The sequence below is a fragment of the Nocardioides nanhaiensis genome (assembly GCF_039542785.1).
Lineage (GTDB): Bacteria > Actinomycetota > Actinomycetes > Propionibacteriales > Nocardioidaceae > Nocardioides > Nocardioides nanhaiensis.
Window position 1 is genome coordinate 299442 of the sequence record NZ_BAABIM010000001.1, and the last position, 20272, is coordinate 319713.

Here is a 20272-nt window from a genome sequence, read left to right on the forward strand (position 1 = left end):
GGGCTCGCAAGTCGGCGATACCCCCGCGGGGTTCGGCTCAGGCGGTCCAGCGCAGCGACTCGGCGGCCCAGTCGGCCCGCGCGTGCACGCCTTCGAGGTCGGGTCGCCGGGTGAGCAGGTCCAGCAGGCTCCGGGTGTGGTCGTCGCGGCGGCGCTGCACCTCGGCCAGTCGGTCGGCGTCGGCGGAGTCGGGCCTGCCGCGCGTCATCGGGCGGCCTCCTCGGGGGCGCGGGTGCTGTCACGATCCAGTCGCGCGATCGCGTAGGCGGCCGCGTAGGCCGCGGCGGCGGGCAGCACGAACACGTACGCCTCGGTGAGCGCGAGCGCGATCAGGTGCACCGCGGCGAAGAGGGTGATGACGATCGTGCCCGGGTGGGGCGTCGGGTGCGTCATGGGGGGCTCCTGTCGTCGTGACTGATCTAGAACTATCAAGTCACTAGACAATAGCCAAGGGGGGCGGCCCCCCGCGGTCAGCCGGTGGGCTCCTCGGCCGCGGCCATCGCGGTGTCGAGCCACCGCACGAGCGGGCGCAGCGTGCGCCAGTCCTCGCGCACCAGGGTGCGCACCGCGGGGGTGTGGATGACGGGCTCGAACCCGTAGGAGCGTCCGACCGCCAGGGTCTTGTGGCGCAGCAGCTCGATGCGCGGGTGGTCCTGGTCGTAGCCACGGGGAGCGGTGCGCAGCGTGTCCCCGCCGATCTCGAAGCCGGCCTTCTCGAGCTTCGTGAGGATGCGGCGCAGTGACGGGCCGCTGCGGTCGTCGGCCATCGCCGCGCGCACCGCCGCCAGCTCGGCCGGCGTCGAGGCGTAGAACCCACCGCCCACGCGCACGCCGCGGGGCGAGAGCTCGACGTACCAGCCCCGCCGCGGGCCGACGGGGACGAACGCGCCCTGGTGGGTCTTGTACGGCGTCTTGTCCTTGCGGAAGCGCACGTCGCGGTAGGGACGGAACACCTTGGCCGCGCCGAACTCCTGCTCCAGGCTCGCGCACAGCGCCACCATCGGCGCCTTCACCGACTCCTCGTAGACGTGCCGGTGGGCCTCCCAGAACGACTTGGAGTTGTCGACCTCGAGGTCGTCGTAGAAGTCGAGTGCTGCGACGGGGAAGCCGGTGAAGTCCACGGTGCCGAGGGTAGGTCGGCGGGGTTCGCTACCGTGCCGCGCATGTACGACCCGGCGGGCAACGCGATCGCCCGCGATGCTGCCGTCGTGACCTTCGTCGAGGCCGCACCGCCCGCCGCGCTGGGGCACCTGGTTCACCGGTTCGTCTCGCTGCGCACGGATGTCGAGCTCGATGAGGACTACCGCTTCCATGCGTTGCCGGACGCGTGCACGTACCTGATCTTCGACCAGCGCGATCCTCGCATCTGCGGCGCGACCAGGCTGCGCGCGAGCTCGCAGGAGCTGGACCTCGGTCGCGAGTTTCACTTCACCAACGTGCGGTTGATGCCGGGGGCATGGGCGGGTGACGACGTGGGTGAGGGGCCCGTCGAGGACGGGTATCGCGGCGACCTGCCGTTCCGCGAAGTCGCCCGACGTCTGGTGGGGCTGGACTTCGCGGCCCAGCAGCGGGTGCTCTCGCGCTTCGTCGGGTGGCTGGCCGAGAAAGGGCTGGTGAGACCGGAGCCGGCGATCGCCCGCATCTTCGCCCACGTCGACGACGTCGCCTCGGTCGCCGACATGGCGAGCGCTGCATGCCTGTCGCCGCGCCAGCTGCAGCGCAGCCTCAAGCACTCGACCGGACTGGCGCCGCACGACTTCCTGAAGGTCCTCCGGTTGCAACGGACGCTGCGCTCGCACGACCACTCCGCCTACGCCGACCAATCACACTTCATCCGGTCCTTCCGCACCGCCACCGGCTACACGCCCGGTCGCTTCGGCGCCACCTTCGATGTCTGATTCGTCCAATCCCACGGCGGCATCGCGTTCCTAGGCTGCCGACGACGAGTGTCGGACGGTGTGAGGAGCAGAGATGACGAGTGACCAGACGATCCCCAGCGCGGTGTCGTGGTTCGAGATGCCCGCGGACGACCTGGACCGTGCGGCGGGCTTCTACCGGAGCGTGTTCGGGTGGCGGACCCCGCCGATGGGCGCGGACGGCGCGTACGCGCTCACGGTGGCCGCCGACGAGCACGGCAACCCCACCGAGGTGGGCGGCATCAACGGCGGTCTCCACCGCCGCACGGATCCCGCGGACGCCGGACCGGTCGTGAACATCCACGTGGCCGACGTCGACGCGGTGCTGCAGCAGGTCGTGGCAGCTGGCGGTCAGGTCGTGCGCCCACGCACGGAGGTCCCCGAGTTCGGGCTGTCGATGGCGCTCTTCGCCGACACCGAGGGCAACGTGCTCGGTGTGTACCGCTCCGGCGGCGCCGAGGACTAGCCGACGGGCCGGTACTCGGAGGCGTCGATGGCGTGGTCGCGCAGCACCCGGAACTCGGTCTGGGTGAGGTGGTGGGTGCCGCGGTGGTCGACGAGGCGGTAGGGGCCGTTGGGCGTTCCCCAGATCCAGGCGGCCGGTCCGGTCTGGAAGACGGTGTACCCCAGGTGTGTCTTGGCGCGGTGGGCCAACCGCTGCAGGGGCGCGGTGGTGTGGTCGCCGGTCTGACCGGGTGGTCCGCCGGATCTGACTGGTTCGTAGGGGATGACGTGGTCGAGGTCGGGTGGGCGACCTGACTGGTGGGGCAGGTCGCTGGCGTGGGGGAAGACGGTGCCGGCGGTGCGGAGCGTGACTCTCGCGCGGATGTCGGTGGGGTGTTCGTAGCCGTTGACGGAGCGGCCGGTGCAGGTCGACGACGGGGGTGACGGTGATGTCGTGGTGGCGCAGGAGGTCGGCGAGCTGGCCGGTGAGGACCGGGCCGAGGCCCTCCACGCGGGTGACGGGCCCGAGGTCGCCCTCGGGGGTGAGGGCGAGGTGGAGGTAGAGATTCGCCGTGCCGCGGGTGCGGGCGGGCTGCTGGAACGGTGAGGGGGTCCCGCTGCTGGGCTCGTCGGCTGCGACGGGCCGCCAGTCGCGCCGGTCCTCGGGGTCGTGCGGGGTGTCGGCTGCGTCGTCCTCGGCTGCCTGGTCCTCGTCGGACTGGTCGGGCTCGTCGGTGGGCTCGCGGTCACCGGGCGGGACGGCGCCTGAGTCCGGTGCGGGTGCCGGTGTGGGGTGGTCGCATTGGTGGAGGAAGGCGAGGGCGGCGGCGGGGTCAGCGAGCAGGACGAGGGCCTCGGAGCGCCCGTGCCCGGCGGAGAACGGTTCCTCGTCGTCGGGCTGGGGGGCGGCGTGTTCCTCGAGGAGGGTGGCGAGCTCGGTGACGGCGGCGTGGAACGCGGCTGCGTCGGCGGTGGAGAGCTTGGCGACGATGGTGGCCAGGCCGGGGTTCTCGAGGCGGTCCTCGCCGGCGCGGGGGCGGATGAGCCACACGTCGCGGGTTGTCGCGGCTTTGTCGAGGCGGGCTTGGTGGGCTGCGGGGTCGGCTTCGATGGCCTTGGCCTCGGTGATCTCGAGGATCCGGGCAGGTCCCTGGGCGAGGGCGTCACTGACGGCGGTGTCGACGAGCTGGACCTGCTCGGCGGTCAGCTGACGCGACATGCGGGCGACCCGTCGTGCGACCCATGCGGGGCATTCGAGGTTCTGGACGCCGGCCCACACCAGCGCGACTCCCACGACCTGGGGAGGGCGGCTGACCGAGCGACCGGCGAGGGCAGACCACACCTCGACCGGAGAAACGTTGGAGCGGATGACGAGACTCGAACTCGCGACATCGACCTTGGGAAGGTCGCGCTCTACCAACTGAGCTACATCCGCAGTGCGGGGTCACAGTACCGGACCGCCTGCGCGGTCGCCGAGCCGCTGCTCGGCGGGGGCTGGGAGGGTGGTGGTGTGAAGAAGCTCGGGATCGTCCTGGCGGTGCTGCTCGTCCTGGCCCTCGCGGTCGACCGGGGTGGGGCGTGGGTGGCGGGTCGGCTGGCGGGCGAGGCGCTGCAGAGCTCGCAGGACCTGCCGGAGCGCCCCGACGTCACCGTCCGGGGCTTCCCGTTCCTCACCCAGCTCGCGCGCCAGCGGTTCGGCGAGGTCGACGTCTCCGGCAGCAACGTCCCGCTCGGAGGCTCGGGGGTGAGCCTGCGCACGATCGACGTCGACCTGCGCGGTGTCGAGCGGGTCGGCGAGCGGGTGAGTGCCGAGCGCGCGCGGGCGGTCGCCGTCATCGGCTACGACGAGCTCTCGGCGGCGCTGGGTGACGGCGTGACGCTCGGCTTCCTGCCGGAGGAGGCCGGCGGTGAGGAGGGTGGCCGACTCGGCGTCGAGGTGCGGGTGGCCCGCCCGGTGGAGCTGACGGTGCGCGGCACCGTCGGTGTCCGGCTGCGCGACGACGTGCTCGTGCTCGACGGCGTCCGGCTCGACGACGGGGGCGACTCGGGGGTGCTGGCGGCTGCACAGGAGCTGGTGTCCCTGCGGCTGCCGCTCGCCGAGGTGCCGTTCTCGGTGCGCGTCGACGACGTCTCGCTGACCGAGGCGGGGGTGCGGCTGGCGCTGCGCGGCTCGGACCTGCGCTACGACGTGGCGGCGTTCGACTGACGAGCCCGCCCGGCCGGATCGGTAGGGTGCGTGCGTGCTGCTGTCAGACCGCGACATCCTCGCCGAGATCGACGCCGAGCGGATCCGGCTCGATCCGTGGGAGCCGGCGATGCTGCAGCCCTCCTCGATCGACGTGCGGCTCGACCGCTTCTTCCGCGTCTTCGAGAACCACCGCTACCCGCACATCGACCCGGCGGCGGACCAGTCCGACCTGACCCGGATGGTCGAGCCCGAGGGCGACGAGGCGTTCATCCTGCACCCCGGCGAGTTCGTGCTGGGCTCCACCTACGAGGTCGTCTCGCTGCCCGACGACGTCGCGGCACGGGTGGAGGGCAAGTCCTCGCTGGGCCGCCTGGGGCTGCTCACCCACGCGACGGCCGGCTTCGTGGACCCCGGCTTCTCCGGTCACGTGACCCTCGAGCTGGCGAACGTCGCCACGTTGCCGATCAAGCTGTACCCGGGCATGAAGATCGGCCAGTTCTGCTTCTTCCGGCTCTCCTCGGCCAGCGAGCACCCCTACGGCGCGGAGAAGTACGGCTCGCGCTACCAGGGCCAGCGCGGGCCGACGCCGTCGCGCTCCTTCCAGAACTTCCACCGCACGGTCATCTGAGCCGCCCCTTGAGGTGGCGCAGGTCCTCGAGCTTGTCGAAGGTCCACCACAGGTAGTTCAGGGTGCCGCCCTCGCGCAGCGGGTGCAGGTCGGCGGTGTCGGGATCGTCGAGGAAGGCCCGGAGCGCGTCGTGGGAGGGCCACTCCACCAGGACGACCATGTCGCGCGGAGGGACGCCACCGTCGTGCTCGGGTGTCTCGGCGCCCCCGTTGCCGAGCGCGACCACGTGGCCGCCGTGCCGGGCGACCGCCTGCGGCGAACGGCGCGAGTAGGCCAGGTAGTCGTCGTTGTCGGCGAGGTCGAAGAGGTTGAGCGCGTAGACGGCCATGCGCTGACCGTAGGAGCGGGGGAGCGGGTTGGCCACCACCCGGTCGCGTGGGTTAACTTAGGCAAGCCTTACTTCCCCAGACGTCCGGAGACGCCGCCGATGACCACCGCCCCCGCCACCTTGCCGATGCTGCTCGAGGAGCTCGAGGTGCGCGCCGTCGAGCGTCTCTCCCCGAGCTTCGTGCGCGTGCACCTGGGCTCCTCCGCCCTGGCCGAGTTCGGTGTCGACGGCCCGCTCTACGACCAGCGGATCAAGCTCGTCTTCCCCGGCACCGAGGGCTTCGAGGGCATCCGAGCCGCCCGCGAGCAGGCCGCCGTCGACGAGGGCTGGATGGCGCAGTGGTACGGCCGGCCCGAGGAGGAGCGGGGCTACATGCGCACCTACACGGTGCGCGAGGTGCTCGGCGAGGGCGAGGACACCCGCCTGGTCGTCGACTTCGTGCTGCACACCGACGGCGCCCACGGACCCGGCGGCGACTGGGCGGAAACCGCGCAGACCGGCGACCGCGTCGTGGTGCTGGCCCCGCGCCGCGGCTTCCCCTTCGGTGGCATCGAGTTCGCCCCCGGCGAGGCCACCTCGCTGCTGCTGGTGGGGGACGAGACCGCCCTCCCGGCCATCGCGCGGATCCTCGAGGACCTCCCCGACGACGCCCGCGGCGCCGCGTTCGTCGAGGTGCCGGTGGCCGACGACGAGCAGCAGCTGCGCCGTCCCGCCGGCGTCAGCCTGACCTGGGTGGCCCGCGAGGGGCGCCCGCGCGGCGCCGACCTCAGCACCGCCGTGCTGGACCACCTCGGCGCCCACGCCGACGCCGAGCAGGTGCTGGCCGTGGCCGAGGAGGAGATCGACCCCGACCTGTGGGAGACCCCCGTCTACTCCTCCTCGGGCGAGGAGGTCGACGCCCCCGTCGTCACCGTGGGCCACGAGTACGACGGGCTCTACGCCTGGATCGCCGGCGAGTCCAAGGTGGTCACCGGGATGCGTCGCGCCCTGGTCAAGGACCTCGGCATCGACCGGCACCAGGTGGCCTTCATGGGCTACTGGCGCGTCGGCGTCAGCATGCGCTGACCTCGCCCAGCACCTGCGCCCCCCGCACGAACGACGCCGGATCGGGGCCACTGAAGCTCACCCGCAGGTAGCCGGCCGGGGGCTCGGCCGGGAACCAGGCGTCACCCGGCGCCACCAGCACGTCGCGCTGCTCGGCCCGCCGCGCCACGTCCTCGGGGTCGACGCCGGGGGGCAGCCGCACCCACAGGCTCAGTCCGCCCCGCGGCACGTGCTCGACCTCGAGCGAGGGCGCGTGCTCGGCCAGGGCGCCCAGCAGCAGGTCGCGACGCTCGCGGAGCCGGTCGCGGAGCGCGCGCCGGTGCGTGCCCCACCCCGGGTGGGTCACCACCTCGAGCGCCGCCTCCTGGAGCAGCCCCGAGACGTACATCGACTCGGCCGCCTGGTCGGCGAGCAGGCGCTGCCGCGCGGGGCCGCGCGACACGACGGCGGCCACGCGCAGCGAGGGCGAGACGCTCTTGCTCAGCGACCTCAGGTGGACCACGTGCCCGGCGTCGTCGAGCGCCGCGAGCGGTGCGGCGACAGGGCCGGCGTCGATGCCGAGGTCGTGCGCCCAGTCGTCCTCCACCAGGAACGCCCGGTGGCGCCGCACCACCTCCAGCACCGCGGCGCCGAGCGACGGCGACCACAGCGCGCCGGTGGGGTTGGCGAAGCGGGGCTGGGCGTAGACGGCGCGGGCACCGGTCTCGGCGAGGACCCGGTCCAGCTGCGCGGGGTCGGGGCCCGCGGGCCCGCTGGGCACGGGCACCACGCGCACCCCGGCGTGCCGGGCGGCGCTCAGGGCGCCCCAGTAGGTGGGTGACTCCACGAGCAGTGGCCGGCCCTGCCCCACGAGGGCGCGGAAGACCGAGCTCAGCCCGCTCTGGCTGCCGGGCAGGACGACGACGTCGGCCGCCGTCGGGGCCGTGACGCCTGCGGGCGCCCGCTCGGCCAGCTCCGCCGCGAACCAGGACCGCAGCGCGGGCAACCCCGCCGACGGTGGTCGCTCGAGTGCCGCAGCGCCACGGGCGGCCCGGCCCAGCGCCGTGCGCACGAGCCTGCCCGGGAGCAGCTCGGTCGCCGGGTAGGCGGCGTGCAGCGCCACCTGGTCGGCGGTGGCGGTGCGCAGCGCCACCGTGGCGCCCGGCGCACGCGCGGGCGGGTCGGGGTGGAGCGCCGCGGTCTGCCAGGTGTGGTCGACCGGTCGCGCTGTCGGCGCCGGGCGCGTGAACGACCCGGCGCCGGGCCGGGTCTCCACCAGACCGCGGGCCACCAGAAGCTGGACGGCGCGCTGCACCGTGGCCGGCCCGGCCCGGTGCTCGGCGGCCAGGCTGCGCGTGGACGGCAGCCGTGCCCCGGGGGGAGCCGCGGCCACCCAGCGCTCGAGGGCCGCCGCCAGGCGTGCGGCGGAGGAGTCGCCCGGTCGGGGGCTGCTATCGTCGTCCATGTACGAGCAGAGTAGCGCTATCGCTCCAAGTTCGTCCCCGCTTCCGGTGCGAGCGCCCGGACTCGCCTGGGGTCTCCTCGGCGTCGCGGCCTTCTCGCTCACCGTGCCGCTCACCCGGGTGGCCGTCGAGGTGTTCTCGCCGTGGCTCGTCGGCGCGGGCCGTGCGGTCCTCGCGGCCTGCCTCGCGGGCCTCCTGCTGCGCACCACCCGGGCTCGCCTGCCCGACCTCCGGCAGGCCCTGCGCCTGGTGGTGGTGGGCGGCGGTGTGGTCCTGGGGTTCCCGCTGCTCACCTCGCTCGCCCTCACCGCGGTGCCGGCCGCCCACGGCGCGGTGGTGGTCGGGGTGCTGCCGGCGGCGACGGCCGTGGCGGTCGTCCTGCGCACCGGTGAGCGGCCCAGCCGCCGCTTCTGGGTCGCGGCGACCTGCGGACTCGGTGCTGCCATGGTCTTCGCCGCCCGCGGCGGGGTGGGTCCGCCGGCCCTCGCCGACCTGCTGCTGCTCGGCGCGGTGCTGGCCGCGGCGATCGGCTACGCCGAGGGCGGTCTGCTGGCACGCGAGCTGGGCGCCTGGCAGACCGTCTCGTGGGCGCTGGTCTGCTGCCTCCCGGCGACGCTGGCGCTCGCGTCCTGGTCGGTGGTCGCCCAGGGCGTCCCGGGTCTGGGCGACCAGCCGGACGCCGGACCGCAGCACTGGGCCTCGCTCGGCTACCTCGCGCTCGTGAGTGCCTACCTGGGCTTCTTCGCCTGGTACCGGGGCCTGGCGCTGGGGCCCATGACGACGGTCAGCCAGGTGCAGCTGGCCCAGCCCGTGCTCTCCCTGGTGTGGGCGGCGCTGCTGCTCGGCGAGCCGCTCTCGCCGACCACGATCGGGGGTGCCGGACTGGTCGTCCTGAGCGCCGGATGGGCGGTCCGCAGCCGCTGAGGAGGGGTTGGTGGACGCTTGTGCACCACCTGTGCACGCAGTGTTGACGACTGTCACGGACCCGTGGAACCCGGATCGGCACGATGGATGACGCACGACTGGAGGACCGCAGGGGGCGGTCTCCGACAGGGGGAGTCCGATGAGCATCTCGACCTCGGGTGGAGCCGACGCGCGCCGCGCCCGGCTGATCACCAGGAAGGGGAGGTCGCTCGGGGCCACTCCGGCGGAGCTCGAGCAGATGGTGCGCGGCGGTGGACGCCGCCGCCGCTGGTCGCGCCGGGTGCAGCCCTACCTCGTCCTGGGCGACCTCGCCGTCGTGCTCCTGGTCACCGCGATCGCCTCCGCGACCCCGGCGGCCGGTGCGCTGGCCGGTCTCGCCGCCCTGCTCGTGCTCGCCGCCCGCGGCGCCTACCGCTCGCGCCTGACCCTCTCGGCGCTCGACGACGCCCCGACGATGGCGATGGCCGCGCTGGTGGCGCTCGCCGCCGAGAGCGCGGTGCTCATGGCCGCGGGTGGCCAGCCCAGCGGTCAGGCCTCGGTCCTCTACTTCGCCGGTCTGGCCCTCGGGCTCGGCCTGGTGCGCGCGATCGCGTACGGCGTGGTGCGCGAGGCGCGCCGCCGCGGCTGGGTGCAGCACCGCACGCTCATCCTGGGTGCCGACCAGACCGGCCGCCAGCTGGCCCGCGCCGCCCTGGACCACCCTGAGTACGGGCTGCTGCCCGTGGGCTTCCTCGACCACGACGGCGCCGCCGTCGACGACGACGAGCCGCTGCCGGTGCCGCTGCTGGGCAGCTACCAGCAGCTCGCCACCTTCGTGCGCCGCGAGGGCGTCAGCGAGGTGATCGTGGCCTTCCTGGACTCCGAGGGCGCCCGCAACGCCGTCAGCGTGCATGACGACGGCCGACTGGTCGAGGCGATCCGCGCCTGCGACCGGCTCGACGCCGAGATCTTCGTGGTGCCGCGCCTGCACGAGCTGCGCCACCGCGGCTCCGACGTCGACGAGCTGTGGGGCATCCCGCTGGTCCGTTCGCGCCGTGCGACGTGGCGCAGCCCCTCGTGGCGCCTCAAGCGGGTCCTCGACGTGCTGGTCTCGGGGGCCGCCCTGGTGGCCATCTCGCCGCTGCTCCTGGCGCTGGCGGTGGCGGTGCGCCTGGAGGTGGGCCCCAGCGTGCTCTTCCGCCAGACCCGGGTGGGTCTGGACGGGGAGCCGTTCACGCTACTGAAGTTCCGCTCGCTGACGCTGCCCGACTCGCCCGACGACGGCGGCGGCGCCGCGGCGGTGTGGTCGATCAACGCCGACGCCCGGCTCGGCCCGGTGGGTCGCTTCATCCGCGCCACCTCGCTCGACGAGCTGCCGCAGCTGATCAACATCCTGCGCGGCGACATGTCGCTGGTGGGCCCGCGCCCCGAGCGGCCGGAGTTCGTCGACGAGTTCGCCCGCTCGATCCCGCGCTACACCGCGCGGCACCGTGCCCCCGCGGGCCTCACGGGCTGGGCGCAGGTCAACGGCCTGCGCGGCGACACCTCGATCGAGGAACGCGCCCGCTTCGACAACTACTACATCCAGAATTGGTCGCTGTGGTTGGACGCGAAGATCATGGCCCGGACGGTCTCCTCGGTGCTGCTGCGGCGCGGATCGTGACGACGAGCGCCGTCGCACCCCCCGCCGCGCGGCTGCGCACCGAGCTGGTGACGCGACCGGAGCAGGCGCGCGCCCTGGCCCCGGAGTGGGAGGCCCTGGCCCGGCGCAGCGGTGCCGGACCCCTCTCGCTGCCCGACTACTGCCTGGACTGGTGGCACCACCTGGGCCGCGGCCGGCTGCTGGTGGCCACCGTCCGCGACCAGGACGGCAGCCTGCTGGCGCTCGCCCCGCTGCACGAGCGGGGCCTCGGACCGGCGCGCGTGGTGCGCTGGCTCGGCCACGGGCTCGGCACCGTGGCCCAGGTGCTGCTCGAGCCCGGCCGCGAGGACGCCGCCCGCGCCCTGTGGGCCGCCGTCGCCCGCCGGGGCCGCGTGCTCGAGCTGACCGAGACCCGGGCCGACCGCCCGGGCGTCCCCGACCCCGCGGCGCTCGACGGTCCCTCCCGCCGCACCACCGTGACGCCTCGCGACGAGTGCCCCGTGTGCGACCTCACCGACGACGACGGTCTCGGTGTCGTCCGGGCGCAGGGCAACAAGAACCTGCGCAAGAGCCTCAAGCGCGCCGACGCCGCGCTCGAGCAGCGCGGAGCCACGTTCGACGTCGAGGTGGCCACCGACCGCCCGGGGTTCGAGGCCCTGCTGCCCGCGGTGCGCGAGGTCTTCGACGACGCCGAGGCCGACCGGCCGCGCCAGCACTTCCTGCGCCCGCCCTACGAGCCGATGACGCTGGACTACCTGCGCCGCAGGTTCGACGACGGCGCCGCGGTGCTGCTGGTGGGGCACGTTGGCGGCCGCCCCATCGCCTTCCAGGCCGGCATGGTCGACGCGGGGCCGGACACCGACGGCGGCACCGTCTCGCTCTGGCTGGCCCGCTTCCACCCCGAGTTCGCCGACCTCAAGCCGGGGTACCTCCTGCAGCGCGCGACCTTCACGTGGGCCGCCCGTGCCGGACTGCGCCGGGTCGACCTGCTGCTGGGCGCCTCGCAGACCAAGCGCCAGTGGTCGACCGACTCCTACGGCACGCTGCAGGTGACCAGCGGGCACCCGCTGCTGCTGCGCGTGGCGAGCGCGGCGGAGGCGGTGCTCGCCCGTCGTCGGGAGCGGGCCACCGCACCAGCTGAGCCGAACGGCGACTAGCGACCACACCCCGCGGTTACCCTTCCAAGGGCCGCGACCGTCCATCCCCCCACGACCACCAGGAACGCCCATGACCACGGTGCTGGCCGCTGTCGTGGCGGCTCTCGTGGTGGTCCGCGTGGCGTGGTGGGTGCTCACGCGGCCCCAGCGCGGGGTGCTGCTGCTCGCGGCCCTGGTGCCGTTCGACGGCCTGCTGCTGGTCGTGCCCGGCGGGGGAGCCCTCGGCCCGTGGAAGGAGGGGCTCACCCTCGCCGTGCTGGCTGCGACGCTGGTGGCGCCCGCCTCCGCCCGGGGCGAGCGCGCGCGACCGCTGCCCTCGTGGGGCTACGCGGTCGTGGGCTACGGCACGCTCGGACTGGTGGCCGCGGCCCTCGCCGCCGACCTGGTGGGGCTGTGGGGGCTCAAGGTCGGCTACTTCTACCTGGTGCTGCCGGTGGTGCTGTGGCGCTGCCCGTTCACCGCGCGTGACCGCGACCGGCTGGTGACGGTCCTGATGGCGACGGGCGCGATCACTGCTCTCGTCGGTCTGGGCCAGCAGGTGGTGGGTGCCGAGCGGCTGGCCGGGCTGGGCTACGAGTACAACACCACCATCCGCACCGCCGGTGGTCTGCTGCGCGCCTTCTCCACCTTCACCCAGCCGTTCTCCTTCGGGCTCTTCGTGATGCTGGTGCTGCTGGTGTGCCTGCCGGTGGCGCTGAGCGACCCCCGCCGCACCCGCAACCTGGCCTTCCTCGCGGCCTCGCCCCTCCTCGTCGTCGGCATGGCGACCTCGGTGGTGCGCGGCGCCTTCCTCGGCCTGGCCGCCGGTCTGCTCGTGCTCGCCGTCTGGCGCTACCGGTCGCTCGCGCACGCCCTGGGTCCCGCCGTCGTGGGGCTGTTCTTCCTGCCACCGGCCGTGGTGGCGGCCTTCGCCTCCTCGACCTCGCTGGGTCAGCGCACCTCCGGGTGGTCGGTGGTGCTCGAGCGGATCCTCGGCGCCCCGTGGGGCAACAGCGTGGGCTACACCGGCGCCGGAGCCGAGAAGGCCGTCGAGGAGGGCGCCGACCCGAGCCAGGTGCTCACCCTCGGCGGCGAGCTGTACCTGCCCGACAACCAGTACGTGAAGTCCGCCCTCGAGCTCGGGGTCGTCGGGCTGTGGCTGCTGCTCGTGGTGGGCGCCAGCGTGGTGGTGGCCGGTCGCCGGGTCGCGCGCACCGCGGCGGCGCAGGGACGCACGGCCGACCGCGCGCTGGCCGAGGGCATCACCGCCTCCGTGGTGGGAGCGGCGGCCGCCGGCCTGGTCTCCACCTACCTGGAGATCTTCCCGCTCGACGTCTATTTCTGGCTGCTCCTGGGAGTTGTGCTGTGTCTGGATCGCCCCGCCCCACCGTCCACTGGCAGGCTCTCGCTCTCCGGCCCAGCGGAAGCGGCGTCCAGACCTACATCCGCGAGCTCCTCGGCGCACTGACCCCGCAGCTCGCGGCCGGTGGCGACCCGCGCCTGGTGGCCCACGTGCAGCGCGACGCCGTCGACGAGCTGCCCCCGGGCGTCGAGGCGGCACCCCACCCCGTGGTCGACGGCGCACGTCGGGCGCTGCTGGGGCTGGCCCTGTGCACCGGGAGCGGGCTGCTGCACGGGCTCGACGTCGACCTGCCGCTGCGGCACCGGGGTCCCACCGTCGTCACCGTGCACGACCTCTCGGTCTTCGACGTGCCCTGGGCCCACAGCCGGCTGCGCTCCCGCGGCGAGCAGGCGCTGGTGGCGCGCTCGCTGCGGCGCGCCGACGCGGTCGTGGCGGTGAGCGGCTTCACCGCCGAGCGGGTGCGCGAGCGGTTCGGTCGCGAGGCGACCGTGACCCACCTGGCCCCCTCGGCCGACATGCGGCCGGCGTCGTCGGAGGAGGTCGAGCGGGTCCGCGAGCGTTACGGTCTAGGAACGGACTCCGTCCTCTGCGTCGGCACGATCGAGCCCCGCAAGCGGGTGCCGCTGCTGGCGCAGGCCTGTGAGCAGGCAGGGGTCCCGCTCGTGCTCGCCGGCGGCCTCGGCGAGGGTCAGTCCGTGCCCTCCTCCGCGCGGCACCTGGGCTACGTGCCCGGCGAGGACCTGCCGGCGCTGTACGCCGCGGCGGCCGTGGTCGCCTACGTCTCCACCTACGAGGGCTTCGGCCTGCCGCCGGTGGAGGCGATGGCGTGCGGTGGGGCCGTGGTGGCCACCCGGGTGGGCGCGCTCCCCGAGGTGCTCGAGGCGGAGGCCGCCGAGGCCCTGGTGCCGCCCGACGACGTCGACGCGCTGGCCGCCGCGCTGCGCAGCGCCGTGCGCGACGCCGACCGCAACGCGGCCCTGCGCGCCGCCGGGCTGCGCGCCGTCGGCCACCTGGGGTGGGAGCGGACGGCCGTCACGACCCTCGAGGTGTACCGCTCGCTGGGGGTCCCGTGCTGACGCCCCCCGAGGCCGCTACCGACGAGCCCGAGCCGCAGCCCGCCCCGGGCAAGGGACTGGTGTCCAACGCCGGCACGCTGCTGGCCAACCGGCTGCTGCAGGCGGTGCTCGGCTGGTCGGGCACGGTGCTGATCGCGCGGACCCTCTCGATCGACGACTTCGGCCAGTTCACGCTGGTCTTCACCGTGCTGGGCCTGATGTCGATCGTCACCGACATGGGCATCGGTCGGCTCGCCGTCCGCGGCATGCTGGGCGACCCCGACCACGACCCGGAGCACTTCGCCGGCGCCTACGTGGTGCTGCGCTCGCTGCTCGGCCTGCTGGGGTACGGCGTGGCGCTGCTGGTCGTCTGGGTCAGCGGCTACCCCGACGACCTGGTGGCCGCGATGGCGGTCGCGGGCCTGGTGGTGGTGCTGGCCACGCCCTCGGCGGCGCTCGACGTGGTGTTCCAGTCGCGGATGCGCCTGGGCAGCGTCGGGCTGATCGAGTCGGCGGGCATGCTCGCCCAGCTGGCCCTGACGGCGGCGCTGGCCGCGGCCGGGGGCTCGCTGCTGCTGTTCACGATCCCCGCGGTGCTCTTCGAGGTGGTCGTGCTGGCCTGGAAGTGGCCGCTGGCGCACCGGATGGTCGCGATCCGGCTGCGCGTGGACTGGCCGCTGTGGAAGAACCTGCTGCGCGAGGCGCTGCCGCTCTCGATCGGGTTCGGGCTGGCCACGGTCTACACCCGGGTCGACGCGGTGATGCTCAGCCAGCTCGCCGACTTCGAGGCCGTCGGCATCTACGGCGTCTCCTACAAGTTCATCGACGTCGTCCACTTCATCTCCACGGCCGTGACGGCGCCGCTGCTGACCCTGCTGGTGGCGGCCTGGCCGCACGACCCGGGCGCCTTCCGCGAGGCCGCGCGCAAGGGGGCGATGCTGCTGGCCCTGGGCGGTGGCCTGGCCCTGACCGGGCTGCTGGCCTTCGCCGGCCCGGTCACCGCGCTGCTCTACGGCGCCGACTACGCGCCGGGCGCCGACACCACCCGCGTGCTGGCGCTGGCCGAGATGCTGACCTTCGCCACGGCGCTGGCGATGTCGTGCCTGGTGGCGGCCGACCGCCACCGGGTCTACCCGTGGGTGATGGCGGGCGGGCTGCTGCTCAACGTGGGCCTGAACTTCCTGCTGATCCCGCAGCTGAGCTACCTGGGGGCTGGTCTGGCCACGCTCACGAGCAACGTGCTGGTGACGGCGCTCATGTGGTGGGTGCTGCTCCGGGTGCCGGGGATGCGCCCGCTGGGGCTGGGCCGGGTGGCCCTCGCCCTGCCGGCCTGCGCGCTGGGCGTGGGCGCCGGGCTGGGGGCGGACCAGGTGATGCCCTGGGTGCCCGCCGCGGTCCTGGGCTGCCTGGTCTACGTGGGCGCCGCCGTCGCACTCGGGCTGACCCGCGCGGCCGGCGTGCACCGGGGGGTGCGCGCATGACACGGCTGCTCGCCGTCGCCGGCACCGGTCAGGTCTCCGGCGCGGAGCGCGTGCTCCTGCGGGTGCTGGCCACGGCCCGCTCCGAGGGCTGGGCCGTGGCGTGCGCCGCGCCGCCCGGTCCGTTGGCGGCGCAGCTGCGCGAGCACGGCGTCCGCGTGGTGCCGCTGCCCGAGCTTGGCCTGGCGGCCGGACCCCGTGCGCTGGCGGTGCCGCGCACCCTGGCCCGCTGGGCCCGCGCCGCCGCTGCCGTGCGGCGCGCTGCGCGCGGGGCCGACGTGGTGCTGGGCAACGCCCTCACCGCGCTGCCGGTGCTGCGCCTGGCCCGCTGCCGGCCACCGGTGGTGTGGCTGGCCCACGACGTCGTGGTGCGTCCCGACCGGCTGCGCGTGGTGCGCCTCTCCGCACCGGCGCTGAGCCGCGTGGTGGGCGTCTCCGCGGCCGTCACCGAGCGGTTGCAGGGAGCCGGGGTGCCGCTGAGCGTGGTGCACAACGGCGTCGCCTGGCCGGTCGACCCCGCGCACCCGGAGCCCGCGCCCGCGGTGCCCGTGGTCGGCGTCAACGCGTTGCTGACCCCCTGGAAGGGCCACCACGTGGTCCTGGAGGCGGCGGCACGCCTGGCCGGGCCGGTGCGGATCGAGATCATGGGCGGCCAGCTGCCCAAGGACGCGGAGTACGCCGACGGCGTGGCCCGGGCGGCCGCTGCGGTCTCGTCGTCCGCGCGGCGCGTGGAGGTGGAGGTGCTGGGCCACGTGGCCGACCCCCTGGCGCGGATGCGCACGTGGACGGTCGCGCTCAGTGCCAGCACCGACCCCGAGGCCTGTCCGCTCAACGTGCTGGAGGCGATGAGCCTCGGCGTGCCCGTGGTGGCCACCGACCACGGCGGCTCCCCGGAGGTGCTCGACGGCAGCGGGGTGCTGGTGCCGCCCGGCGACCCCGCCGCGCTGGCCGCGGCGGTCGTCCGGCTGCTCGACGATCCCGAGCTGCGAGAGCGGTGCTCTCATTCGGGGAGGCACCGGGTCGCGCAAGCGCACCGGTTGGAGGAGCAGACCCGGGTGCTGCTGCGGCTGCTGGCCGACGAGGCCGCCGGCCACGAGGTGGGGGAGAGCCGATGAGGGTCCTGTTCGTCAACGAGAACATCGGCGGCCACGCCACGGTGCACGCGCACCTGCGGGCCACGCTGGAGGCGCACCCGGAGGTGCTGCCCACCTGGCTGGACGTGCCGCCGCCCACGCTCTTGCGCCGCGTCGTCGGGGCAAGCCTGCCGGGGCTGGGCGGGCTCGACCTGGACCTGCAGCCGCTGCGCGCCCAGCTGGCGCTGAGCGCCTGGGTGCGGCGTCGGCTGGTGCGACTGGCCCCGCAGCACGACGTGCTGCACGTCTACACCGGCAACGCCGGGCTGCGCAGCGCTTCGCTGCTGGCCGCGCACCCCACGGTGGTGAGCACCGACGCCACCAACACCACCAACGCCTACCGGCTGCCCTACCGCGAGCCCACCCGCTTCACGCCCCACGCGCTGCGCCTGAGCCACCGCGTGGAGAAGCCGGTCTACGACGCCGCCACGCTGCTGGCGGCCAGCACCGGTTGGGCGGCGGACTCGCTGCGCGGGGACTACGGCCAGCCTGCCGACAAGGTGCGGCTGCTGCCCTTCGGCATCGTGGCGCCGGACCTTCCCGCCGGGCCGGCACCGGGCACCCGGCCGGCGCCGGGGCGGCTGCCGCAGGTGGTCTTCGTGGGGCGCCAGCTCGAGCGCAAGGGCGCGCTGCGGCTGCTGCGGCTGCACCAGGAGCACCTGGCGGAGGAGTGCGAGCTGGTGCTGGTGACCACCGAGCAGGCGCCGCCCGGCCGCAACGTGCGCGTCGTCGACGACGTGCGGGTCGGCTCCGGGCGACTGTGGGAGGTGCTGTGCGAGGCGGCGGTGTTCGCGTTCCCGAGCGCGATCGACCAGGCCTCCAACGCCGTCATCGAGGGCATGGCGGCGGGGCTGCCGGTGCTGGGTCTCGAGCAGGGCGCGATGCCGGAGATGGTGCCGCCCGACGTCGGGCGGCTGGTACCGGTCGACGACGACGGCGCGCTGGTCTCCGCGCTGCGTGAGCTGGTGCGTGACGCCGACCTGCGTGCCCGGCTGGGTGCCGCGGGTCGGCAGCGGTTCGAGACCACCTACGACGCCCGGGTCTCCACCGGGCGCCTGGTGGCACTGCTGCACGAGGCGCGAGAGCTCCACGCCGGCCGCGGGAACGGCTCGTGAAGGGCCCCCTGGCGGCGGCTGCGCGGCTGGCCACCGGCCGCGCGGCGCAGGGCGGCGCCGTCGTGCTCTGCTACCACGACGTCGTGCTCGGCCCCGGCGACGCGGGGGCCGAGCTCGACCTCAACGTCACCGCCGCCCAGCTGCGCCGGCACCTGCTGCTGCTGCGGCGCTTGGGCTACCGGGTGGTGCCGCTCGGCGAGATCACCACGCGCGTGCTCGCCGGGCTGCCGGTCGCGGGCCTCGCCGCCGTCACGTTCGACGACGCGCTCGCCGGGGTGCACCACCACGGGCTGCCCGTGCTGCTGGAGCTGGGCGTGCCGGCCACGCTGTTCACGGTCAGCACGCTGTGGGGGTCCCCGCCCCCGTGGTGGGCGGGCTCCGGCCCCACGATGACCCGGCGACAGCTCGAGGAGTGCCGTGCGCACGGGCTCGAGCTGGCCGCGCACACCCGCACCCACGCCTCGCTGCCCTCCCTCACCCGGTCCGGCGTCGTCGACGGCGCCGCGCGGCTGCGCGAGGAGGTGGCCGGGTCCCGCGCCGAGATCGAGCAGCTGGTGGGCCACCCGGTGGAGGTGTTCGCCTACCCCTTCGGCCACCACGACGAGCGGGTTCGAGACGCCGTGCACGACGCCGGCTTCACCGCCGCCTACACCTTCCTCAACGGCCGGGTCGAGGGTGGCGAGGACTCGCTGCGGCTGCCCCGCTTCACCATGGGGCGCCACCACGACCGGCTGCGCCTGGCCTACCACCTGGCGCGTCCGCCGGCCTCGTGGCCCGACCACCAGGTCGAGGTCGTCACCGACGGCACCCTCAGCTGAGGGGTGGGCCGAGCCCTGCGGGCGGCTCCGGCTCCCGGCGGCCCAGTGCCCGGCGCAGGGGTCGCAGCACGCCGGCGCGGTGCAGCCAGGTGGTGACGGCGGCTCGCGCCTGCTCGCGACGGCTCACCTCCAGCACGACCGACGCCTTGTCGACCCCGACGGCGTCGGCCACCCACGCCTGCAGCGGAGCAGTGCTCTCCTGACGGGCGGCCTCCACGAGCGCAGGGCGCTCGGGGCAGCTGCCGCCGCCGAAGTGCCAGCGCGCACGCACCGTGCCGTCGGGCTGGCGCAGCCCGACCGACAGCACGTTCAGCGGGAAGAGCGAGCAGTCGAAGGGCCGCTGGTCGAAGACCGTGCAGCGCCGGTCCTCGCCCAGGTAGGGGCACGGCCCCGGTACGTCCACCAGCGCGAACGGCCCCTCGTGGTGCGTCACGTGCGCGGCCAGCAGCGGCAGTCGGTCGAGCTCGGGCCTGGTCATCCGCAGCGCGGTCACGTCGTGGCAGCACCAGCCGCACCCCGCGCAGAGGTCGTCGCCGTCGAGGAAGCTCATCGGTGTCTCCGCTCCACCAGGTCGAGCGCGCGCTGCACGCCGGCGGCGAGCAGCCGGGGCGCCTCGACGACGTCGCAGGTCCCGTAGCCGCCGGTGGCCCACAGGCGCTTGTAGGCACTGTCACCGAGCAGCAGGTCCACCCGGGTCAGCCCCCGGTCGGCGGCGGCGTGCAGCCCTGCGCGCTGCAGCAGGTGGCCGGGGCTGAAGGCCGCGGCGTCGGGGTGGAAGCGGCCCACCCAGGTGTGCATCGTGCGGGCGGTGAGGAGGGCGAGGTCGAAGCTCACCGGCTCGCCGTCCACGTGCCCCACCAGGACCAGTGCGCGCCCACGACCGCTCGCGCGCAGGAGGACCTGCTCGGTGAAGCCCTGCCAGGGTGGGCGCAGCAGGTGCTGGCGTGGGCGCCCGGCCTCGGCGGCGTCGAAGACGTGACGCACCGCCGGCAGCACGGCGCGGACGGCCTCGGGGTCGTCCGCGGTCTCCACGTGGAAGGTCGAGCCGGCGGCGGCCAGGCGACGGTCCGCGAGGCTCAGGGTGCGCCGCAGGCGGCGTCGTGCCGGGTCCCGCAGGTGGGCCTCGACGCCCGCGGAGAGGTCGACCACCGGGCAGCGGTCCCGTGGTGAGGCGCGCACGCTCCTGCCACGCCGCCCCGCTCGCAACGGCTCCAGCGCCGGTGCCCCCTCCAGGCTCTCCACGAGCTGCAGCGACTCGCCCCGGGCGGTGGCCCCCCGCCAGAGCGCCCCGGCGGCCTCCTCGGCACCCGGCGCGACGACGGCCTCACCGACGGTGCCGAGCCCGTGCCCGAGCCACCGCAGCACCGCGGCGGGCCCGCGTCCGCGGCGGTGGAGCGGGGCGAGGGCCACGAGGCGGTCGCCGGTCCACGCCGTGACCAGGTGCAGGGCGCCGCTGCCGAGGTGCTCCCACCAGGTGAGTGCGTAGTCGGGTCGTGCGAAGGGGCCGGCCCCGGTGTCGTCGGCCAGCCGCTCCCAGGCGGCGGCGAGCGCCCACGCCTCCTCCGGGTCGGCGTGGACCCGGACACGGACAGGCTCCCGCCCGTGGCTCCCCCGCGCCGTGCCCATCGGGCGAGGCTAG

Annotated in this window: 23 protein-coding genes and 1 tRNA gene; 15 read left to right on the forward strand and 9 right to left on the reverse strand. The window is 74.8% G+C overall.

Translation table 11 applies throughout. From position 1 onward, the window contains the following. Nucleotides 1-37: 37 nt before the first annotated feature. From ABD948_RS01385 to ABD948_RS01395, 3 genes are all read right to left on the reverse strand, one after another. On the reverse strand, nucleotides 38-208 hold the full coding sequence (locus ABD948_RS01385) for a hypothetical protein (RefSeq protein WP_345262253.1): 171 nt from the start codon (nucleotides 206-208) through the stop codon (nucleotides 38-40). Then, nucleotides 205-393, reverse strand: a complete 189-nt coding sequence (locus ABD948_RS01390; RefSeq protein ID WP_345262254.1) for a hypothetical protein — start codon at nucleotides 391-393, stop codon at nucleotides 205-207. The genes ABD948_RS01385 and ABD948_RS01390 overlap by 4 nt, the downstream gene beginning before the upstream one ends. Before the next feature lie 77 nt (nucleotides 394-470). Beyond that, nucleotides 471-1121, reverse strand: a complete 651-nt coding sequence (locus ABD948_RS01395) for a DUF2461 domain-containing protein (protein WP_345262255.1) — start codon at nucleotides 1119-1121, stop codon at nucleotides 471-473. 42 nt (nucleotides 1122-1163) lie between these two features. Here ABD948_RS01395 and ABD948_RS01400 point away from each other — a divergent pair, with 42 nt between their 5' ends. Further along, the gene (locus ABD948_RS01400) at nucleotides 1164-1898 is read left to right on the forward strand and encodes a helix-turn-helix domain-containing protein (protein ID WP_345262256.1); all 735 of its coding nucleotides are present in this window, start codon (nucleotides 1164-1166) and stop codon (nucleotides 1896-1898) included. A 73-nt stretch (nucleotides 1899-1971) separates the two neighbouring features. Next, a complete protein-coding gene (locus ABD948_RS01405; protein WP_345262257.1) occupies nucleotides 1972-2382 on the forward strand; it encodes a VOC family protein in 411 nt (136 codons plus the stop codon). Here the strand turns inward: ABD948_RS01405 and ABD948_RS01410 are convergent. After that, nucleotides 2379-2570 carry a hypothetical protein gene (locus ABD948_RS01410; RefSeq protein ID WP_345262258.1) on the reverse strand — a complete coding sequence of 64 codons (192 nt, stop codon included), beginning with the start codon at nucleotides 2568-2570 and terminating at the stop codon, nucleotides 2379-2381. The two genes, ABD948_RS01405 and ABD948_RS01410, sit on opposite strands and share 4 nt — an antisense overlap. Before the next feature lie 211 nt (nucleotides 2571-2781). Here ABD948_RS01410 and ABD948_RS01415 point away from each other — a divergent pair, with 211 nt between their 5' ends. Next, on the forward strand, nucleotides 2782-2967 hold the full coding sequence (locus tag ABD948_RS01415; RefSeq protein WP_345262259.1) for a hypothetical protein: 186 nt from the start codon (nucleotides 2782-2784) through the stop codon (nucleotides 2965-2967). Nucleotides 2968-3719: 752 nt separating this feature from the next. Here ABD948_RS01415 and ABD948_RS01420 read toward each other — a convergent pair. Continuing rightward, nucleotides 3720-3795, reverse strand: a tRNA-Gly gene (locus ABD948_RS01420). A gap of 75 nt (nucleotides 3796-3870) precedes the next feature. Here ABD948_RS01420 and ABD948_RS01425 point away from each other — a divergent pair. Both ABD948_RS01425 and dcd read left to right on the forward strand, forming a co-directional pair. Further along, nucleotides 3871-4566: an LmeA family phospholipid-binding protein gene (locus tag ABD948_RS01425; RefSeq protein ID WP_345262260.1), complete on the forward strand. Its 696-nt coding sequence runs from the start codon at nucleotides 3871-3873 to the stop codon at nucleotides 4564-4566. Nucleotides 4567-4600: 34 nt separating this feature from the next. Further along, nucleotides 4601-5176, forward strand: coding sequence for a dCTP deaminase (dcd, locus tag ABD948_RS01430; RefSeq protein WP_345262261.1), 576 nt, complete (start codon nucleotides 4601-4603; stop codon nucleotides 5174-5176). On the opposite strand, the gene ABD948_RS01435 is transcribed toward dcd, so the two are convergent. Further along, a complete protein-coding gene (locus ABD948_RS01435; protein WP_345262262.1) occupies nucleotides 5169-5504 on the reverse strand; it encodes a DUF1330 domain-containing protein in 336 nt (111 codons plus the stop codon). The genes dcd and ABD948_RS01435 overlap by 8 nt on opposite strands. Before the next feature lie 99 nt (nucleotides 5505-5603). Here ABD948_RS01435 and ABD948_RS01440 point away from each other — a divergent pair, with 99 nt between their 5' ends. Continuing rightward, nucleotides 5604-6569: a siderophore-interacting protein gene (locus tag ABD948_RS01440; protein WP_345262263.1), complete on the forward strand. Its 966-nt coding sequence runs from the start codon at nucleotides 5604-5606 to the stop codon at nucleotides 6567-6569. On the opposite strand, the gene ABD948_RS01445 is transcribed toward ABD948_RS01440, so the two are convergent. Further along, nucleotides 6556-7992 (reverse strand): aminotransferase-like domain-containing protein, encoded by a 1437-nt coding sequence (locus tag ABD948_RS01445; RefSeq protein ID WP_345262264.1) that lies wholly within the window; start codon nucleotides 7990-7992, stop codon nucleotides 6556-6558. The genes ABD948_RS01440 and ABD948_RS01445 overlap by 14 nt on opposite strands. Nucleotides 7993-8038: 46 nt before the next feature. On the opposite strand from ABD948_RS01445, the gene ABD948_RS01450 reads away from it, so the two are divergent. From ABD948_RS01450 to ABD948_RS01490, 9 genes are all read left to right on the forward strand, one after another. Beyond that, nucleotides 8039-8914, forward strand: coding sequence for a DMT family transporter (locus ABD948_RS01450; RefSeq protein ID WP_345262265.1), 876 nt, complete (start codon nucleotides 8039-8041; stop codon nucleotides 8912-8914). Between the two features lie 139 nt (nucleotides 8915-9053). Continuing rightward, nucleotides 9054-10556 carry a sugar transferase gene (locus ABD948_RS01455; protein WP_345262266.1) on the forward strand — a complete coding sequence of 501 codons (1503 nt, stop codon included), beginning with the start codon at nucleotides 9054-9056 and terminating at the stop codon, nucleotides 10554-10556. After that, entirely contained in the window at nucleotides 10553-11692 is a 1140-nt protein-coding gene (locus ABD948_RS01460) for a GNAT family N-acetyltransferase (RefSeq protein ID WP_345262267.1), read from the forward strand. Before ABD948_RS01455 ends, ABD948_RS01460 begins: the two co-directional genes overlap by 4 nt. 70 nt (nucleotides 11693-11762) lie before the next feature. Next, nucleotides 11763-13139: an O-antigen ligase family protein gene (locus ABD948_RS01465; RefSeq protein WP_345262268.1), complete on the forward strand. Its 1377-nt coding sequence runs from the start codon at nucleotides 11763-11765 to the stop codon at nucleotides 13137-13139. Continuing rightward, nucleotides 13037-14110: a glycosyltransferase family 4 protein gene (locus ABD948_RS01470; protein ID WP_345262269.1), complete on the forward strand. Its 1074-nt coding sequence runs from the start codon at nucleotides 13037-13039 to the stop codon at nucleotides 14108-14110. Before ABD948_RS01465 ends, ABD948_RS01470 begins: the two co-directional genes overlap by 103 nt. Continuing rightward, nucleotides 14104-15570 carry a flippase gene (locus ABD948_RS01475; RefSeq protein WP_345262270.1) on the forward strand — a complete coding sequence of 489 codons (1467 nt, stop codon included), beginning with the start codon at nucleotides 14104-14106 and terminating at the stop codon, nucleotides 15568-15570. The genes ABD948_RS01470 and ABD948_RS01475 overlap by 7 nt, the downstream gene beginning before the upstream one ends. Further along, nucleotides 15567-16682, forward strand: coding sequence for a glycosyltransferase family 4 protein (locus ABD948_RS01480; protein ID WP_345262271.1), 1116 nt, complete (start codon nucleotides 15567-15569; stop codon nucleotides 16680-16682). The genes ABD948_RS01475 and ABD948_RS01480 overlap by 4 nt, the downstream gene beginning before the upstream one ends. Continuing rightward, a complete protein-coding gene (locus ABD948_RS01485) occupies nucleotides 16679-17815 on the forward strand; it encodes a glycosyltransferase family 4 protein (RefSeq protein ID WP_345262272.1) in 1137 nt (378 codons plus the stop codon). Before ABD948_RS01480 ends, ABD948_RS01485 begins: the two co-directional genes overlap by 4 nt. Beyond that, the gene (locus ABD948_RS01490) at nucleotides 17812-18633 is read left to right on the forward strand and encodes a polysaccharide deacetylase family protein (RefSeq protein ID WP_345262273.1); all 822 of its coding nucleotides are present in this window, start codon (nucleotides 17812-17814) and stop codon (nucleotides 18631-18633) included. Before ABD948_RS01485 ends, ABD948_RS01490 begins: the two co-directional genes overlap by 4 nt. On the opposite strand, the gene ABD948_RS01495 is transcribed toward ABD948_RS01490, so the two are convergent. Together ABD948_RS01495 and ABD948_RS01500 are read right to left on the reverse strand one after the other, a co-directional pair. Continuing rightward, a complete protein-coding gene (locus ABD948_RS01495; protein WP_345262274.1) occupies nucleotides 18626-19183 on the reverse strand; it encodes a YkgJ family cysteine cluster protein in 558 nt (185 codons plus the stop codon). The two genes, ABD948_RS01490 and ABD948_RS01495, sit on opposite strands and share 8 nt — an antisense overlap. Further along, nucleotides 19180-20259 carry a GNAT family N-acetyltransferase gene (locus ABD948_RS01500; RefSeq protein ID WP_345262275.1) on the reverse strand — a complete coding sequence of 360 codons (1080 nt, stop codon included), beginning with the start codon at nucleotides 20257-20259 and terminating at the stop codon, nucleotides 19180-19182. Before ABD948_RS01500 ends, ABD948_RS01495 begins: the two co-directional genes overlap by 4 nt. Nucleotides 20260-20272: the final 13 nt, after the last annotated feature.

Excerpts from the sequence above, each read along its gene's own strand:
- ABD948_RS01385 (WP_345262253.1), bottom strand. The coding sequence starts at position 208 with ATGACGCGCGGCAGGCCCGACTCCGCCGACGCCGACCGACTGGCCGAG.
- ABD948_RS01390 (WP_345262254.1), bottom strand. The coding sequence starts at position 393 with ATGACGCACCCGACGCCCCACCCGGGCACGATCGTCATCACCCTCTTC.
- ABD948_RS01400 (WP_345262256.1), top strand. The coding sequence starts at position 1,164 with ATGTACGACCCGGCGGGCAACGCGATCGCCCGCGATGCTGCCGTCGTG.
- ABD948_RS01405 (WP_345262257.1), top strand. The coding sequence starts at position 1,972 with ATGACGAGTGACCAGACGATCCCCAGCGCGGTGTCGTGGTTCGAGATG.
- ABD948_RS01435 (WP_345262262.1), bottom strand. The coding sequence starts at position 5,504 with ATGGCCGTCTACGCGCTCAACCTCTTCGACCTCGCCGACAACGACGAC.
- ABD948_RS01440 (WP_345262263.1), top strand. The coding sequence starts at position 5,604 with ATGACCACCGCCCCCGCCACCTTGCCGATGCTGCTCGAGGAGCTCGAG.
- ABD948_RS01445 (WP_345262264.1), bottom strand. The coding sequence starts at position 7,992 with ATGGACGACGATAGCAGCCCCCGACCGGGCGACTCCTCCGCCGCACGC.
- ABD948_RS01455 (WP_345262266.1), top strand. The coding sequence starts at position 9,054 with ATGAGCATCTCGACCTCGGGTGGAGCCGACGCGCGCCGCGCCCGGCTG.
- ABD948_RS01465 (WP_345262268.1), top strand. The coding sequence starts at position 11,763 with ATGACCACGGTGCTGGCCGCTGTCGTGGCGGCTCTCGTGGTGGTCCGC.
- ABD948_RS01480 (WP_345262271.1), top strand. The coding sequence starts at position 15,567 with ATGACACGGCTGCTCGCCGTCGCCGGCACCGGTCAGGTCTCCGGCGCG.
- ABD948_RS01485 (WP_345262272.1), top strand. The coding sequence starts at position 16,679 with ATGAGGGTCCTGTTCGTCAACGAGAACATCGGCGGCCACGCCACGGTG.
- ABD948_RS01495 (WP_345262274.1), bottom strand. The coding sequence starts at position 19,183 with ATGAGCTTCCTCGACGGCGACGACCTCTGCGCGGGGTGCGGCTGGTGC.
- ABD948_RS01500 (WP_345262275.1), bottom strand. The coding sequence starts at position 20,259 with ATGGGCACGGCGCGGGGGAGCCACGGGCGGGAGCCTGTCCGTGTCCGG.